We start from the raw sequence: 15,924 nt of genomic DNA on the forward strand, positions 1-15,924 counted from the left end.
ATTGACGCGCGCAGCACAGGCAGGTTCCCTTCTTCGGCCGCCTTCGCCAGGGCTTTCCCGGCTCGCCGGTAAATTACTTGACACCTAAAGTAATTGGACCTACATTGACCCTACGGACTGAACAAGGGAGCGAGCATGCGCATTGTCTGCATCGGTGGCGGGCCAGCCGGACTGTACTTCGGCCTGTTGATGAAGCGGCGTCACCCGGACTACGAAATCACGGTGATCGAACGGAACCGCCCATACGACACGTTCGGCTGGGGCGTGGTGTTCTCGGACCAGACGCTCGGCAACCTGCGCGCGGCGGATCCTGAGAGCGCGAGCGAGATCCTCGACGCGTTCAACCACTGGGACGACATCGAAATCCATTTCCGCGAGCGCTCGATTCGCTCGTCGGGCCACGGCTTCTGCGGCATCGGCCGCAAGCGTCTGTTGAACATCCTGCAGGCGCGCTGCGAGCAGCTTGGCGTGAAGCTCGTGTTCGAGACCCAGATGAGCGACGACGACGTGCAGAACGCCGACCTCATCATCGCTGCCGACGGCCTGAACAGCCCGACGCGCCAGAAGTACGCGGCCACCTATCAGCCCGACGTCGACCTGCGCGATTGCCGCTTCGTGTGGCTCGGCACCTCGAAGCTGTTCGACGCCTTCACGTTCGCATTCGAGCAAACCGAATTCGGCTGGTTCCAGGCGCACGCCTACCGCTTCGACGACAACACCTCGACGTTCATCGTCGAAACGCCCGAGCACGTCTGGCGCGCGGCGGGCCTCGACGAAATGAGCAAGGAAGACAGCATCGCGTTCTGCGAGAAGCTGTTCGCGCGCTATCTCGACGGCCATGCGCTGCGCTCGAATGCGGCGCATCTGCGCGGCTCGTCGCAGTGGATTCGCTTCCCGCGCGTCGTGAACCGCGAGTGGGTGCACTGGAAGACCGGCGCGGACGGCAGAGAAACGCCGGTCGTGCTGATGGGCGACGCGGCCCATACCGCGCACTTCTCGATCGGCTCGGGCACCAAGCTCGCGCTCGAAGACGCCATCGAGCTCGCCAACAGCATGGACACGCATCCGGGCAATCTGCGCGCCGCGCTCCATCACTACACGAGCGTGCGCAGCGTCGACGTGCTGCGCATCCAGAACGCCGCGCGCAATTCGACGGAATGGTTCGAGCACGTGGACCGCTATGCGAAGTTCGAGCCCGAGCAGTTCGCCTATTCGCTGCTCACGCGCTCGCAGCGCATCTCGCACGAAAACCTGCGCGAGCGCGACGCGCATTATCTCGGCGGCTTCGAGTCGTGGCTCGCGCAGCGCGCGGGCTCGGATGCGGTCGCAGGGTCGGCCACGGCAACCGGCCAGCGCGCCGCACCGCCGATGTTCACGCCCTACACGGTGCGCGGCGTCACGCTCAAGAACCGTGTGATTGTCTCGCCGATGGCGCAGTATTCCGCGCGCGACGGCGTGGCCGGCGACTACCACCTGATGCATCTGGGCGCGCGCGCAATGGGCGGCGCGGCGCTCGTGATGACCGAGATGACCTGCGTGTCGCCCGAGGCGCGCATCACGCCCGCCTGCCCCGGCATGTACACGCCCGAGCACTTGCAGGCGTGGCGGCGCATTGTCGACTTCGTGCATGCGAACTCCGATGCGAAGATCGGCATCCAGCTCGGCCATTCGGGCGCCAAGGGCTCGACGCGCGTGGCATGGGAAGGCATCGACCAGCCGCTCGACGACGGCAACTGGCCACTCGTTTCCGCTTCGCCGCAGCAATATCTGCGTGGCGTGAGCCAGTGGTCGCATGCGGCGAGCGCCGACGAGCTGCGCGAGATCGAGGCGCAGTTCGTGCGCTCCACGCAGATGGCCGTCGAGGCCGGCTTCGACTGGCTCGAGCTGCACTGCGCGCACGGCTATCTGCTCTCGAGCTTCCTCTCGCCGCTCACGAACCAGCGCACCGACGAATATGGCGGCTCGCTCGAAAACCGTCTGCGTTTCCCGCTGCAGGTATTCAACGCGATCCGCGCCGTGTGGCCCGAGGACAAGCCCATCTCCGTGCGGATTTCCGCGCATGACTGGGTCGAAGGCGGCATCACGCCCGACGACGCCGTGCAGATCGCGTGCGCCTTCAAGGCGGCGGGCGCGGACATGATCGACGTTTCGTCGGGTCAGGTGAGCAAGGACGAAAAGCCCGTGTATGGCCGCATGTTCCAGACGCCGTTCGCGGACCGCATCCGCAACGAAGCCGGCATCGCGACGATCGCGGTCGGCGCGATCTCCGAGGCCGATCACGTGAACGGCATCATCGCGGCGGGCCGCGCCGACCTGTGCGCCGTGGCGCGTCCGCACCTCGCGAATCCGGCGTGGACGCTCAACGAAGCCGCGAAGATCGGCTACTTCGATGTGAAGTGGCCGAACCAGTACACGGCCGCCAAGACCCAGCTCGAGCGCAACATCGAGCGCGAGCGCGCGGCGGCAGCCGCCGCCGCGGGTCTCTCGCCGCTCGAACGGGCGCAGCGCGCCGAAGGCACGGTGTGAGCATGAGCGACGATACGCTGAAGGATCGCCACGCTGTCGTGACCGGCGGCGGCAGCGGCATCGGCGCGGCGGCGGCCGCCGCGCTGCTGCGCGCGGGCGCGCGCGTCACGCTGATGGGCCGCGACGCGGCGAAGCTCGAAGTTCAACGCACGACGCTCGGCGGCGGCGAAAACATCGCCTGCGTGAGCGTCGACGTGACCGACGAAGACGCCGTGAGCGCCGCGTTCGCCCGTGCCGCCGACGGCCTCGGCGCCATCGACATCCTCGTGAACAACGCGGGCCAGGCCACTGCCGCGCCCTTTGCGCAGACCGATCTCGCACTCTGGAAGCGCATGCTCGACGTAAACCTCACGGGCGTGTTCCTGTGCACGCGCGCCGTGCTGCCGGCGATGCTCGCGCGCAAGAGCGGGCGCATCGTCAACGTGGCGAGCACCGCGGGCCAGGTCGGCTATCCGTATGTGGCCGCGTATTGCGCCTCGAAGCACGGCGTGATCGGCATGACGCGCGCGCTCGCGCTCGAAGTGGCCACGCAGGGCATCACGGTGAACGCGGTGTGCCCCGGCTATACGGAGACCGAACTGTTGCAGGCTTCGCTCGACCAGATCACGCGCAAGACCTCGCGCAGCGAGGCCGAGGCGCGCAGCCTGCTCGTGCGCCACAACCCGCAGCAGCGCTTCGTCCAGCCGGAGGAAGTCGCCAACGCGGTGCTGTGGCTGTGCGCGCCCGGATCGTCCGCGATCACCGGGCAATCGATATCCGTTTCCGGTGGAGAAATCACATGACCTCGCCCGTGCCGAAACACAAGGAGCGCAAGGCGCCTGCCACGAAGTCGGCGCGCAAGGGCGAAGCGAACCCCGCGGAGAACGTCGTCGACATGGAAATGAGCACCGGCGCCGATAGCCACATGGGCCTGCGCCTGTGGCTGCGCCTGCTCACCACGACGAACCTCGTGCAAGCCGAGCTGCGCCGGCGCCTACGCACCGAATTCGACACCACGCTGCCCCGCTTCGACTTGATGGCGCAGCTCGAGCGTCATCCCGAAGGGCTGCGGATGACCGAGCTTTCGCGCCGCCTCATGGTCACGGGCGGCAACGTCACCGGCATCACCGACCAGTTGCAGAAAGAAGGCCTCGTCGTGCGCGACGCCGACCCCGAGGACCGCCGCTCGATCGCCGTGCGCCTCACGCCCGAGGGCCGCGCCGCGTTCGACCGCATGGCGGCCGCGCACGAGCAGTGGGTGGTGGAGATGTTCGGCGGCCTCTCGCTCGACGAAAAGTCGAAGATGCACGAGCGCCTCGGCAAGCTCAAGCAACATCTGCGCGACGGCCTGGAAGGCTGACGCGCACGGACCAGCAAACCAGCAGCACGAAGCAGATACCAGGAAGGAGACACACCTTGACGACAGAACGCTCCAGCGCAGACGCGCTCTTCGCGGGCAACCGCGTGACGCTGGCCAGCTACGAGGCAAAGCACTTCGGCTGGTCGGTCGAGGGCCGCGTGGCGACGATCACGCTCAACCGCCCCGAGCGCAAGAATCCGCTCACGTTCGAATCGTATGCGGAGCTGCGCGACCTGTTTCGTCAACTCGCCTACGCCACCGACGTGAAGACCGTCGTGCTGCATGGCGCGGGCGAGAACTTCTGCTCGGGCGGCGACGTGCACGACATCATCGCGCCGCTCATCGACCTGCCGATGCCGGAGCTGCTGATGTTCACGCGCATGACCGGCGACCTCGTGAAGGCGATGCGCCATTGCCCGCAGCCGATCATCGCGGCCGTGGACGGCGTGTGCGCGGGCGCGGGCGCGATTCTCGCGATGGCCTCCGACATGCGCTATGCCACCGCGCGCAGCAAGCTCGCGTTCCTTTTCACGCGCGTGGGCCTCGCGGGCTGCGACATGGGCGCGTGCGCAATCCTGCCGCGCATCATCGGCCAGGGCCGCGCGGCCGAGCTGCTCTACACGGGCCGCTCCGCAAGCGGTGAGGAAGGCCATGCGTGGGGCTTCTACAACCGCCTGTGCGAACCGGAGGCGCTGCTCGCCGAGGCGCAGAAGCTCGCGGCCGATCTCGCAGCGGGCCCGACCTTCGCGCACGGCATCACGAAGACGATGCTGCATCAGGAATGGACCATGAGCATCGACGAAGCGATCGAATCGGAAGCGCAGGCCCAGGCGATCTGCATGGCAACGCGCGACTTCGGCCGCGCCTATGAAGCCTTCGCGGCGAAGACGCGCCCGGTTTTCAAGGGGGACTAAGCAAGTGAATACGCAATTGAGCGCAGCGGCTGAGAACACGCTGCACGGCGCGCTCGCGTGGCCGTTCTTCGAAGAACGCCACCGCGCGCTTGCCACCGACGTCGAGGCGTGGGCGCGCGAGCATCTCGCGCACGTCCCGCACGACAATGTGGACGACACCTGCCGCGCGCTCGTGCGCAAGCTCGGCGCGGCGGGCTGGCTGCGCTATGGCGTGGGCGGCACCGCCTACGGCGGCCACGGCGACACCATCGACACGCGCGCCGTGTGCCTGCTGCGCGAGACGCTCGCGAAGCATTCGGGCCTCGCCGACTTCGCGCTGGCGATGCAGGGCCTCGGCTCGGGCGCGATCTCGCTCGCGGGCAACGACGCGCAGAAGTCGCGCTACCTGCCGCGCGTCGCACAGGGCGAAGCGATCGCCGCCTTCGCGCTCTCCGAGCCGAACGCCGGCTCCGACGTCGCCGCGATGGCGCTGGCCGCACGCGCCGACGGCGAGGACTACGTGCTCGACGGCGAGAAGACGTGGATCTCGAATGGCGGCATCGCCGACTTCTATGTGGTCTTCGCGCGCACCGGCGAAGCGCCGGGCGCGCGCGGCATCAGCGCGTTCGTCGTGGACGCCGACACGCCGGGGCTCGACATTGCCGAGCGCATCGACGTGATCGCGCCGCATCCGCTCGCGCGCCTGCGCTTCACCGGCGCGCGCGTGAAGCGGAGCCAGATGCTGGGCACGCCGGGCGAAGGCTTCAAGATCGCCATGCGCACGCTCGACATCTTCCGCACCTCGGTGGCCGCCGCGTCGCTCGGCTTCGCGCGCCGCGCCATGGCCGAAGGCCTCGCGCGCGCCGCGTCGCGCCGGATGTTCAACCAGACGCTCGGCGATTTTCAACTGACGCAGGCGAAGCTCGCACAGATGGCGCTCACCATCGACAGCAGCGCCCTGCTCGTCTATCGCGCCGCCTGGCTGCGCGACCAGGGCGTGAGCGTTACGCGCGAAGCGGCCATGGCGAAGTGGCATGCGAGCGAGGGCGCGCAACAGGTGATCGACGCGGCCGTGCAGCTCTGGGGCGGCATGGGCGTGCAAAGCGGCAACATCGTGGAATCGCTCTATCGCGAGATCCGCTCGCTGCGCATCTACGAGGGCGCGACTGAGGTTCAGCAACTGATCGTCGGACGCGACCTGCTCAAGGCGTACCACGCGGAACATCCCGCGGCTTGAACATGGTTCGCCGCACCGACCAATGCACGTAAAACCAGGCACGCAAACCGGACACGAGACAATCATGAAACAAGCCCTTCTTCCCGCAGGCTGGGTCAAGCCGCGCGGTTATGCCAACGGCGTCGCCGCCGTGGGCACCCAGGTCTACATCGCCGGCCAGATCGGCTGGGACGAGAACGCGCGCTTCACGAGCCGCGAGTTCGGCGCGCAGGCCGTGCAGGCGCTGCGCAACATCGTGGCCGTGCTCGAAGCGGCGGGCGGCAAGCCCGAGCATCTGGTGCGCCTGACATGGTATGTCACCGATAAAAAGGAGTACATGGCATCGCTCAAGGAGGTCGGCGCGGCGTTTCGCGAGCTGATCGGCGACTACGACATCGCCATGAGCGCCATCCAGGTGGTGGCGCTCATGGAGGACGACGCGAAGGTGGAGATCGAGGCAACGGCCGTGATTCCCGACGACGCCCGCTTGTCGAACCAATAAGCGAGCCAATAAGCGACCCCATAAGCGACGCATAGGCCGCGCACGCAGCAACAGCACACCACAAGAGACTGTTCACAGCCAAGCCGGAGACACCATGCAACCGACCGCTCACGTCGATACCTTCGCACGCGATCACCTGCCGCCCGAGGCGCAGTGGCCCGTGCTGCTGCTCGACAATCCCGACGTCGCCTACCCGGCGCGTCTGAACTGCGCGGCCGAGTTGCTGGACCGCGCCATCGAGGCCGGGCACGGCGAGCGCCCGGCCATCTGGTCCGAAGTCGACGGCAAGCCGCAGGCGACCACCTATGCGCAATTGCGCACGCTCGTGGACCGCAGCGCCCATGTGCTGGTGGAAGACATGGGGCTGAAGCCCGGCAATCGCGTGCTGCTGCGCGGCCCCAATACGCTGCAGATGGCGGTCGCGCTGCTCGCCTCGCTGAAGGCGGGGCTCGTGGTCGTGCCGACCATGCCGCTGTTGCGCGCGAAGGAGCTCAAGCAGATCGCCGACAAGGCGCGCGTGAGCGCGGCGCTGTGCGACGTGCGCCTCGCCGACGAGCTCGCACGCTGCATGAATCCCGACGACGAATTCTTCTGCGCGGACCTCGCGCAGGTGTGCTACTTCCACGACGACGCACCCGGGAGCCTGGAGAGTCGCGCTGCGGCCAAGCCCGCTGAATTCACCGCGTGCGACACGGCGAGCGACGACGTTTGCCTGATTGCCTTCACGAGCGGCACGACGGGCACGCCCAAGGGCTGCATGCAGTTCCATCGCGACGTGATCGCGATGTGCGACCTGTTCCCCCGCCACGTGCTCAAACCCACGGCCGACGACGTGTTTTGCGGCACGCCGCCGCTCGCGTTCACGTTCGGGCTGGGCGGCCTGCTCTGCTTCCCGCTGCGCGTGGGCGCCTCCACGGTGCTGATCGAAAAGCTCACGCCCGCGCTGCTGCTGCAGACCATCGAGCGTTTTCGCGCGACGACGGTGTTCACGGCGCCCACTTTCTACCGGCAGATGGCACCGCTCGCAAAGGACGTCGACATTTCAAGCCTGCGCAAGACGGTATCGGCCGGCGAGGCGCTGCCGCAGGGCACGCGCGACCTGTGGCGCGACGCGACGGGCATCGAGATGATCGACGGCATCGGCGGCACCGAGCTGATCCACATTTTCATTTCCTCGGCGGGCGGCGACGTGCGGCCCGGCTCGATCGGCCGCGCGGTGCCGGGCTATGTCGTGCAGGCGCTCGACGACGCGATGCAGCCGGTGCCGCCCGGCGTCACCGGCAACCTCGCGGTGCGCGGACCGACGGGCTGCCGCTATCTGGCCGACGAGCGGCAGATGAAGTTCGTGCGCGACGGCTGGAACCTGCCCGGCGACGCCGTCACCATCGACGCCGACGGCTATGTGTTCTATCAGGCGCGCGCCGACGACATGATCGTCTCGTCGGGCTACAACATTGCCGGGCCGGAGATCGAGATCGTGCTGATGCAGCACCCTGCGGTGGCGGAATGCGGCGTGACAGGCGTGCCCGACGAATTGCGCGGACAGGTGGTGAAGGCTTTTGTCGTGCTGCGCCCCGGTTTCGAGGGCAATGACGCCATGGTGGCCGAGCTGCAGAGCTTCGTGAAGAACGCGGTGGCGGCTTATAAGTATCCGCGCCTGGTCGCGTTTATCGACGCGCTGCCGAGAACCGAGACCGGCAAGCTCAAGCGCTCGGCGTTGAAGACGATGTGATGGAGCTGGAATGCTACAGGTGGCGCTCGACATCCATCCGTTGGTGGAGTATCCGGATAACGTCGAGCGTTTGGGCCGCTTCGCGGTAGAAGATGACATGTGAACCGGCCGCATAGCGCCAGTAGCCATCCCGCACGGTGCAAATGCGGCCAACCTTGGTACCGCACGCTAGCGCTTCAATCGTTGAAATCAGATCTCGGTGGTAACTGTCGGCCTGATCCATCGACCACTGGCTGAAGGTGTAATGCCAGATCTCCTCCAGGTCGGATTCGGCCAGCGGCGTCAGCCGGACCTGCCGCCCCTTAGCTGCCATATGTGGTCCGCATGCGGGCCAGGAAAGCTTCACTGTCGAACGGCTTGGGGTCGCCCGAACCCTCGCCGGCCTTCAGGGCTTCCTGCAACGCCCGGACTTGCGTCTCGTGAGACTCCAGCAGTCGCAGACCTGCGCGCACGACGTCGCTCGCGGAGCCATAGCGCCCGGAGATGACCTGAGCGTCGACAAACTCGGCGAAATGGTCGCCCAGAGAAATGGATGTGTTGCGCGGCATGACTTTCTCCTCTTCAGCCGCCTCATCATATACCAAACTTTGGTATTCGAAGAACTCTCAGGGGACGTTGTCCGATTCCCGCCAATGAAATCTCGCTTTCTTGCTCGCTGGTTTGCTCCCGCAGTGCGCCGAGCTGCCGAGCGCCCCTTAAAGCTGTGTCGGCGCTCTTGCGTCGATCACATACACCAAAGGCAGCTGAAACCAAGGTTTTTGATAAGTAATGCAACGTAAACCGTTAGAAAATTAATCATCAACCTCCACATGTTTGACATTATTAATATAATGTTGAGATTTAGAGTGCGGATGGCGACGCAAATCGCCCAACCGTTCAGTCCCTGGGATGTTTCATGTGTTCCGAGTCGATGGCCGCATGCCATTCCTCGCTCGCCTCGTCCGGCTCGATCACGTCATCGACCGATGCCCTCGCGCGCTCAGCGCTCGCCCTTGCTTCGTCTTCCTCGACGTCAGCATCCTCGTCAATGACTTCGGGGGGCCGCATCATGTCCCTGAGCATCGCGCGCAGCTCGGGCGTGTCCCATGGAAGGTGATGCTGCATTTGCACCTTGATGTAGTGCCTCACTTCCGCATCCTGCTCAGCAGTCAGTGGCAATCCCCGAAACGTACTTTCCGGGCCGAGGTCAGTCATGGCTTTCTCCTCTAGCTGGCACTTGCTTTGTGCCAGTGTAATCCCGGCGTAAAGACGCTGCGCGCTTCCTGAGCGGCTTCACCAAGTGCCCCTTGATTCCATCACCGGAATCCGCAGGCGATCCACTTTCATCAGGATTTCGAAGCGCTTTTTAAAACGGCCAATGACGCGTCTTCACCGTCCCGGCGATCCAGCGATGCGGCCCTCGCGCAGCAGCCTGCCCGCTTCCGCGGCGCCCACCGGGCGGCTGAAATGGAAGCCTTGTGCTCTCGTCGCCCGATTGGTGCCTGCGAGCAGCAGACGCTGTTGCTCGGTCTCCACGCCCTGTGCAATCACGCCAATGCCAGCCTCGCGTGCCACGTCGACAATACCCCGGATCGTCGCCGCGCCCGGGGCATCGCCGGTCAGGCGCTGGGTGACCGATCGGGCGACTTTCAGATGATTCACCTGCCAGGTCCGGGCATAGTCGTAAGTCGCGAATTCGCTGCCAAAGCCGTCGATGGCGATCTTCACGCCGAGCTTGCGCAGCGCGCGGAGCACGTCGTTGCGCGCCCACGCGAGCCGGGTCAGGGTTGCCTCGGTCACGTCGAACTCCAGATCGGACGGGGCCAGCCGCCATTTCGCGAGGGTTCCGGCCACGTCGCGGACCAAAACCTCCCCGTTCAGGAGTTCGCACCAGGACAGGTTGACTGCGATCATCAGCGGGGCAATCCCTTCGTCGCGCCATGCCCGCATCTGGCGGCACGCTTCATCCAGCACCCAGTGGCCGAGCGCCGCCATGTTGCCGGTGTGCTCGGCGAGCTGCATGAATGCGTCCGGCCCGAGCAGGCCGCGTGTCGGGTGATGCCAGCGCACCAGCGCTTCCATGCCAATGATGTTCCCCGACGACAACTCCACCTCGGGTTGGTACTGGAGTTCCAGCTCGCCGCGATCCGTCGCGCCGCAAAGGTCTTGAGCCAACCTTGTCGTTTCGCGCACGGCCTGATCGAGCCTGCCCGAGGGGAAGCAATACCGGTTGCCGCCCCCTCGCCGGGCGCGCTGGAGCGCCAGGTCGACCTGCCTGAGCAGTTCCTGCGCGCTGCCGCTGCCCCGGACGCCGGGACACACGCCGATGCTGGTGGTCATCCGGACTTCGTTGCCACCGATGCACCAGGGCGCCGCCAGTGCCGTCCCGATCCTCTGCGCCAGCATGCCAGCGTCGAGTGCCTCGGCCGCTTCGGTCTGCAGCACGGCAAACTCGTCGCCGCTGAGCCGGGCCACGAGGTCGCGTTCGCCCACGCAGACCCTCAGGCGCTTCGCGACTTCCTGCAGCAACCGGTCGCCGAGCGGCTGCCCGAGCGTGTCGTTGACCGATCCGAAATGATCGAGGCCCAAATGAAGGACTGCAAACGGAAGCGCGCCGCGCTCAGCGGCCGCGAAAGCATGGCGCACCCGGTGCGTGAAGGCCGACGCGTTTGCCAGTCCGGTGAGTGCATCGGTGCCCGTGAGCCGCGCGATCTTTTCCTCCGCTGCCCGCATTGCGGTCAGGTCGAGGATGATCCCTTCCACTTCAATGAGCCGTCCGTCTGCGTCACGCACGGCCGTGAACCGGTTCTCGACCCAGCGGCAGTTGCCGTCTCCCGTGCGCAGGCGAAACTCGACGCATGCCTGCGTGACGCGTTTGTCCAGCACGCGTGCCATGGCCGTCTCGACTCGCGGCCAGTCGCGCGGGTCGACAAGCACTGGCAGCCCTGCAGGCGAAGCCATCAGTGCGTCACGGTCATGGCCGAATTGGGTGATGTCGTGCGAGATCTCGAGGAGCGGCAGTGTGGGCTCTCCACGCAGGCGGTAAAACACGACCGGACCGTTTGCCGCGATGCTGTTCGCTTCGTCGAGCGCATCGGTGCGCTCCTCAACGGCGCTGATGCCGGCAGCGACGGCGGCTTTCGAGCCATGTCCGGGGTCGGGCAGCCCCTTCGTGGTTGTTGCTGTCGCGGTGCGCCCGACGCGTTGCGTGCGTCGCCGCGACGGCCAGTGCGGCACGTTGTGAGCCGAAACCATGATCACCCCCTCTGAATGACGAGGCGGGGTCGGCAACGCCGCCCGGGCAGCGTTGCACGGGACTTTCGAGCGCGCGGGACATGTCCGTCTCGTCAGACGATACCAGTATAGTTGGCTCTGGCCTGCCGGCGAGCCGCGCATTGTGAATCTCGCGCGGCCCGTAATCCACGTTTATCGTGAGCTCACGGCATGGCTGCCGGCGCTGCGGGCAAGACTGATCCGGCACCGATCCCTATGCGATGACGACCCGGTTGCGCCCCAGATGCTTCGCGCTGTACAGCCGCTCGTCCGCCACGCGCAAGATCGTGTCGATCGTGTTGCCGTCGCGGCCGAACTGCGAGCCGCCGACGCTGACGGTCACCTCGCCCGGCTTCCCGCTGCCGGCGTTGAACGCACTGCCGGCGATCGACGAGCGGATGCGCTCGCCAATCGCAAGGGCCGCGTCGAGACCCGCCTGCGGCAGCAGCACCATGAATTCCTCGCCCCCCACGCGCGCGACGCCGTCATAGGGGCGAATCGCATCGAGACACTTGTGCACGAATTCGCGCAGCACCTCGTCGCCGGCCAGGTGCCCATACGCGTCGTTGATGGCCTTGAAATTGTCGAGGTCGAGCGCCAGCAGGGAAAACGTCGCGCCGCCGTGCCTCACGCGTCCGATTTCGGCTTCCACACGCTCGAGGAACTGGCGCCGGTTGGCCGCGCCAGTGAGCGGATCGGTGGCGGCCAGGTGCTTGAGCTTCTCATTGGTGCGCTGCAGTTCCTGCAGCGCGCTTTCGGTACGCGCCGTGGCCTCGGCAAGCCGCGCCATCAGTTCTTCCTGGCTATAGATGTTCGAAAACGAGCGCGTGGTGTGAAACGCCTGCACCACACCATAACTGAGCAGAAAGAAGCCCGCGGCGAAGATCGCATGAGCGAGCCACCACATGTGGTTCCACGGCCGCCCGAGGATGAAGGCGAGCGAGGCCAGCGCGAACGACGTGATCGAAATGCCGTAGATGACCATCAGCGGCGTACGGATGCGCCGCAGCATCAGCGCCGCGACGTTCAGCGCGGAGAGCACCATCGCGCCCCCTTCCATCGAGAGACGAACCGCGAGGCTGCCGGCGAACGGGGAATACGCCACCCAGGCGACCGCCAGGTCCGCAACCAGGAACACCGCGATCCACGCGAGCCAGCCGCGCGGTTCGGAACGCTTCGCGGTGCTATCGGGCGGGTGGTTATACGTCAGCAGCCCCGCCAACAGCAAAGCCGACATCGCGAAGCGCGACGCGGGACCATAAAGCAGGAACAGCCACATGTTGTGATGCGCCATGCCGGTGAAGATGCCGTGCAGCGCATAGATGAGCACGAAGCCTAGAAAGCCTAACGTCAGCCAGCGTAGCAGTGGCTCGCCGGAGGACCGGTAGCACTGCCATGTTACGTAGGCGACGAACAGCCCTTCGAGCGTTGCGGCCGCGATCGCGATCTCGTGAAACAGATGATCTTCGAATTTGAGCGCGGGATTCTGGAAGAAGTACAGATAGGCAATCAGGTAAGCGGGCAACAGTGCAAAGCCGATCAGCAGGAAGCGGGCGTAGACCCTGGTGACGAAACTGACCAGCGCCTGCGGCTCGCGCGCAGCAATGGTGGCATTCATCCGCGATCTCCCTTTGGTGTTCACTACCGTTTCGCCGATGGTCCTGACTTGCAGGCCGCGAACCTGAACCAGGTCCGCCCCGCTGCCCGCGTCGCAAGGCACCATCGAATCGGGGGCCCTCTAATAACCGGTCAATCCTCAGGCAATTAAAAAGTATAGGCGCAGCATTTCATCTGACAAGGCAAGCTGCCGCGCCCCAAAATGGCTCAACGCCATTCGATAGAATAGGTACACACGATGGCACGCCAGCATTCCAGGCGAAGCAATGCGCTGCGCAATGCTGTCTCAGTCATCGTGCAGGCCTGGCTGGAAATGAGTGCGCCCAAGATTCTGTGCGGCATCGCGTTAGCGGCGCTGTCCATGGCATGCGCCGCTGCGGGGGGAGCCGGTGCGTGTGTGCCGTCGTTCTCCGCGGTCGACGTCAAGGCTGGACTCGAAGTGCGGACCCGCTGCACGCTCTCCGCACCCGCGTTAGCGCGCGCCACTGAGCGCCTGAACCGCGCTGTGACAAGCGACGGGCTCTCCGCCGCGCAACGCGTTGCGCTGGCGAGCGCGGCCAACGTGATGCTGCACGCGGTCTTCTCGCAGACCGACCAGGACCAACCCGCAAACGACGCCACATTCATCAACTTCGAATCGATCCTCGAAAGCCTCGCATCGCAGATCAGGACGCACGCCGATATCGACCCCGCAAGCGAAGCTTCGAAATGGAGCGCGCGCTATCAAGATTTGCTGCACAGGTTGTCGGTCACGCGCAGCACGAATCCCACCGAACTGCAGCTCGACGAAGCCGCGAAGCGCCTCGATCTCGATAGAGCATCGGCGCTGCTGATGCGGCTTGCAGGTGTTGCACCGGGCACCGCCCAGCTATCCGCGGCGCGCAACTACGAAGCGGCGAGCATCGAACTGCTCCGCTTCATGCCATGGAACGCGCTGCCCTACCTGGAAAAGGCCCATGCGCTGCAACCCGACGATATGGACATCGCCACTGCATTCGCCGACACACTGCTCGTGCAGCACGAACCCGAGCGCGCGGAGCCGCTGTATCGCGCGTTGCTGATTCAGTATCGGACGCTTGCGCAACAGAAGCCCGCCGAGTGGCAGCCCGCCATCGCGCGTACGCTCGACAAGCTTGGCAGCCTGTATCTGCTGCAGAAGCAGCCGAAGGAAGCCGAAGCCGCATGGCTGCGCGCGCTCGAAATCTACTGGGCGCTTGCGCATGTGAATCCTTCTGCCTACGGTCCCGCAGTGGCCAACACGCTTGACAGCCTCGCAACCTTGTACCGCGATACACAACGTCTGCAGGACGCGGCAGACGCGTGGCGCGAGGCTCTCGGCCTCGACCGCGCGCTGGCCCAGCGTGACCCGGCCACGTACCGGCCCGCGGTCGCGACGACGCTCAACGACCTCGGCATCCTCTACAGCGCGACACAGCGCACGCGCGACGCGGAACTCGCGTATCTCGAAGCGCTCGGCATCCAGCGCGCCCTCGCACACGAGAACCCCGCCGCGTGGCGTCCGGCGCTCGCGCGCACGCTGAACAACCTCGGAAACCTCTACAGTGCAAGCGAGCGGCTGCCGCAAGCCGAGCATGCTTACCTGGAAGCCCTGAAGATCCGTCAACTGCTCGCGCGCGAAAGCCCCGCGCTCTACCAGCCCGATCTGGCGCGTACGCTGGGCAATCTGGGCGTGCTGTACCGTCTCGAACGGCAGCCGGCCAGGGCATTGCAGGCAGATCAACAAGCGCTGCAGATCACTCACGCCCTCGCGCGCAACGCGCCTGCCACATACCAGCCTGACGAGGCGCGGATACTGAACAATCTGGGCGTGCTCTACAGCCTCACGGGCAGGCCGCGCGAAGCGGAAGAAGCGTGGCGCCGTGCGCTGGATCTGTACCGCAAACTCGCACACGACGATCCGCTCACCTGGCGGCAGGATGAAGCGCGTACCTTGCGCAATCTCGGCACGCTGCTCAGCCACACACAACGTTCGGCCGAAGCCGACGAATTGCATCGCGAGGCCGACGAGCTGCTCGATTCGACTCAGGCGCAATAGACCGCGATACAAGCAGCGAGAACCACGCGCTTACCGGTTGCGCGCCTATAGTGATGGATGAGCATCCCGACTAGCGCGTTGCGCAACCGGCAATGGAAGCCTCCGCCCCGGATATCGTCCGACTTTTTCCGACTTTCGTATGGTGTCGTCGCCTCGAACAGGAGTGCTACGAATCGCTTGACCGGGAGCTGATGGCGTATGTCGACATGCTGGTGCGCAGCGGCGGCGGCACCCGTACCGGCGCCGCATGGCAATCGGGTCACCAGCAACATAAAGAGCCAGAGTTTGCCGTGCTGACCACGCACATCGAACGGGCTGCACGCGACGTACTGACGTTTCTCAAAGTCGCCGACGCTCCGTTTCACCTCACCGGATGCTGGGTCAACGTACTCGATCCGGGCGGGGCACACGCGATGCACTGCCATCCCAACAATTTCCTGAGCGGCGTGTATTACCTGCGCACCCAGGCCGGTGCCGACACGATCCGTTTCCATGATCCGCGCCCACAGACGACGGTGATTCGTCCACCCGTCACGGAGCTGACGGCTTACAACACCGATCAGGTGGTATTGCCAGTCAGCGAAGGCACGTTGCTCGTGTTTCCGGCCTGGCTAGCGCATTCGGTGCCGGCCAATACGAGCGCGCAAGCACGTGTGAGCGTCAGCTTCAACATCATGTTCGACGACTACGACACCACCATGAGTCCGCCACTCTGGGGCAACTGAAACTGGGTGCCGCTGAGCGCGAGCCTTCGCCCGAAAAATCGGCGCGATCGCACCGGTGTGCACGGT

General features: G+C 65.6%; 14 protein-coding genes. 9 read left to right on the forward strand and 5 right to left on the reverse strand.

Annotated features, from left to right (window positions below; translation table 11 throughout):
* Positions 1 to 135: 135 nt before the first annotated feature.
* From EYW47_RS00110 to EYW47_RS00140, 7 genes are all read left to right on the forward strand, one after another.
* Positions 136 to 2,526 (forward strand): bifunctional salicylyl-CoA 5-hydroxylase/oxidoreductase, encoded by a 2,391-nt coding sequence (locus EYW47_RS00110; RefSeq protein WP_133192862.1) that lies wholly within the window; start codon positions 136 to 138, stop codon positions 2,524 to 2,526.
* Entirely contained in the window at positions 2,523 to 3,308 is a 786-nt protein-coding gene (locus EYW47_RS00115) for an SDR family NAD(P)-dependent oxidoreductase (protein ID WP_205709998.1), read from the forward strand. The genes EYW47_RS00110 and EYW47_RS00115 overlap by 4 nt, the downstream gene beginning before the upstream one ends.
* Positions 3,305 to 3,865, forward strand: coding sequence for a MarR family winged helix-turn-helix transcriptional regulator (locus EYW47_RS00120; protein ID WP_133192864.1), 561 nt, complete (start codon positions 3,305 to 3,307; stop codon positions 3,863 to 3,865). The genes EYW47_RS00115 and EYW47_RS00120 overlap by 4 nt, the downstream gene beginning before the upstream one ends.
* A gap of 56 nt (positions 3,866 to 3,921) precedes the next feature.
* Positions 3,922 to 4,779, forward strand: a complete 858-nt coding sequence (locus EYW47_RS00125) for an enoyl-CoA hydratase family protein (protein ID WP_133192865.1) — start codon at positions 3,922 to 3,924, stop codon at positions 4,777 to 4,779.
* Positions 4,780 to 4,795: 16 nt separating this feature from the next.
* Positions 4,796 to 5,995, forward strand: a complete 1,200-nt coding sequence (locus EYW47_RS00130) for an acyl-CoA dehydrogenase family protein (protein WP_240763516.1) — start codon at positions 4,796 to 4,798, stop codon at positions 5,993 to 5,995.
* A gap of 64 nt (positions 5,996 to 6,059) precedes the next feature.
* Entirely contained in the window at positions 6,060 to 6,476 is a 417-nt protein-coding gene (locus EYW47_RS00135; RefSeq protein ID WP_133192867.1) for a RidA family protein, read from the forward strand.
* A 94-nt stretch (positions 6,477 to 6,570) separates the two neighbouring features.
* Complete coding sequence (locus EYW47_RS00140; protein WP_133192868.1) at positions 6,571 to 8,208, forward strand: AMP-binding protein; 1,638 nt, start codon at positions 6,571 to 6,573, stop codon at positions 8,206 to 8,208.
* Positions 8,209 to 8,221: 13 nt separating this feature from the next.
* On the opposite strand, the gene EYW47_RS00145 is transcribed toward EYW47_RS00140, so the two are convergent.
* The 5 genes from EYW47_RS00145 to EYW47_RS00165 form a co-directional block, all read right to left on the reverse strand.
* Positions 8,222 to 8,521 carry a type II toxin-antitoxin system RelE/ParE family toxin gene (locus EYW47_RS00145; protein WP_133192869.1) on the reverse strand — a complete coding sequence of 100 codons (300 nt, stop codon included), beginning with the start codon at positions 8,519 to 8,521 and terminating at the stop codon, positions 8,222 to 8,224.
* Positions 8,511 to 8,756, reverse strand: coding sequence for a type II toxin-antitoxin system ParD family antitoxin (locus EYW47_RS00150; RefSeq protein WP_133192870.1), 246 nt, complete (start codon positions 8,754 to 8,756; stop codon positions 8,511 to 8,513). The genes EYW47_RS00145 and EYW47_RS00150 overlap by 11 nt, the downstream gene beginning before the upstream one ends.
* 328 nt (positions 8,757 to 9,084) lie before the next feature.
* Positions 9,085 to 9,402, reverse strand: a complete 318-nt coding sequence (locus EYW47_RS00155) for a hypothetical protein (RefSeq protein ID WP_133192871.1) — start codon at positions 9,400 to 9,402, stop codon at positions 9,085 to 9,087.
* A 174-nt stretch (positions 9,403 to 9,576) separates the two neighbouring features.
* A complete protein-coding gene (locus EYW47_RS00160) occupies positions 9,577 to 11,442 on the reverse strand; it encodes a putative bifunctional diguanylate cyclase/phosphodiesterase (RefSeq protein WP_240763469.1) in 1,866 nt (621 codons plus the stop codon).
* Positions 11,443 to 11,674: 232 nt separating this feature from the next.
* Complete coding sequence (locus EYW47_RS00165; RefSeq protein ID WP_133192873.1) at positions 11,675 to 13,078, reverse strand: GGDEF domain-containing protein; 1,404 nt, start codon at positions 13,076 to 13,078, stop codon at positions 11,675 to 11,677.
* A 237-nt stretch (positions 13,079 to 13,315) separates the two neighbouring features.
* Between EYW47_RS00165 and EYW47_RS00170 the strand changes: the two genes are divergently transcribed.
* Positions 13,316 to 15,133, forward strand: a complete 1,818-nt coding sequence (locus EYW47_RS00170; protein WP_240763470.1) for a tetratricopeptide repeat protein — start codon at positions 13,316 to 13,318, stop codon at positions 15,131 to 15,133.
* 92 nt (positions 15,134 to 15,225) lie between these two features.
* A complete protein-coding gene (locus EYW47_RS00175) occupies positions 15,226 to 15,858 on the forward strand; it encodes a 2OG-Fe(II) oxygenase family protein (protein WP_133192874.1) in 633 nt (210 codons plus the stop codon).
* The last annotated feature ends 66 nt before the right edge of the window (positions 15,859 to 15,924 follow it).

This window comes from Paraburkholderia silviterrae, assembly GCF_004353915.1.
GTDB classification, from domain to species: domain Bacteria; phylum Pseudomonadota; class Gammaproteobacteria; order Burkholderiales; family Burkholderiaceae; genus Paraburkholderia; species Paraburkholderia silviterrae.

What these genes read in the sequence shown, in the direction of transcription:
- EYW47_RS00110 (WP_133192862.1), top strand. Translation starts at nt 136, where the DNA reads ATGCGCATTGTCTGCATCGGTGGCGGGCCAGCCGGACTGTACTTCGGC.
- EYW47_RS00120 (WP_133192864.1), top strand. Translation starts at nt 3,305, where the DNA reads ATGACCTCGCCCGTGCCGAAACACAAGGAGCGCAAGGCGCCTGCCACG.
- EYW47_RS00135 (WP_133192867.1), top strand. Translation starts at nt 6,060, where the DNA reads ATGAAACAAGCCCTTCTTCCCGCAGGCTGGGTCAAGCCGCGCGGTTAT.
- EYW47_RS00140 (WP_133192868.1), top strand. Translation starts at nt 6,571, where the DNA reads ATGCAACCGACCGCTCACGTCGATACCTTCGCACGCGATCACCTGCCG.
- EYW47_RS00145 (WP_133192869.1), bottom strand. Translation starts at nt 8,521, where the DNA reads ATGGCAGCTAAGGGGCGGCAGGTCCGGCTGACGCCGCTGGCCGAATCC.
- EYW47_RS00150 (WP_133192870.1), bottom strand. Translation starts at nt 8,756, where the DNA reads ATGCCGCGCAACACATCCATTTCTCTGGGCGACCATTTCGCCGAGTTT.
- EYW47_RS00155 (WP_133192871.1), bottom strand. Translation starts at nt 9,402, where the DNA reads ATGACTGACCTCGGCCCGGAAAGTACGTTTCGGGGATTGCCACTGACT.
- EYW47_RS00160 (WP_240763469.1), bottom strand. Translation starts at nt 11,442, where the DNA reads ATGGTTTCGGCTCACAACGTGCCGCACTGGCCGTCGCGGCGACGCACG.
- EYW47_RS00165 (WP_133192873.1), bottom strand. Translation starts at nt 13,078, where the DNA reads ATGAATGCCACCATTGCTGCGCGCGAGCCGCAGGCGCTGGTCAGTTTC.
- EYW47_RS00170 (WP_240763470.1), top strand. Translation starts at nt 13,316, where the DNA reads ATGGCACGCCAGCATTCCAGGCGAAGCAATGCGCTGCGCAATGCTGTC.
- EYW47_RS00175 (WP_133192874.1), top strand. Translation starts at nt 15,226, where the DNA reads ATGGAAGCCTCCGCCCCGGATATCGTCCGACTTTTTCCGACTTTCGTA.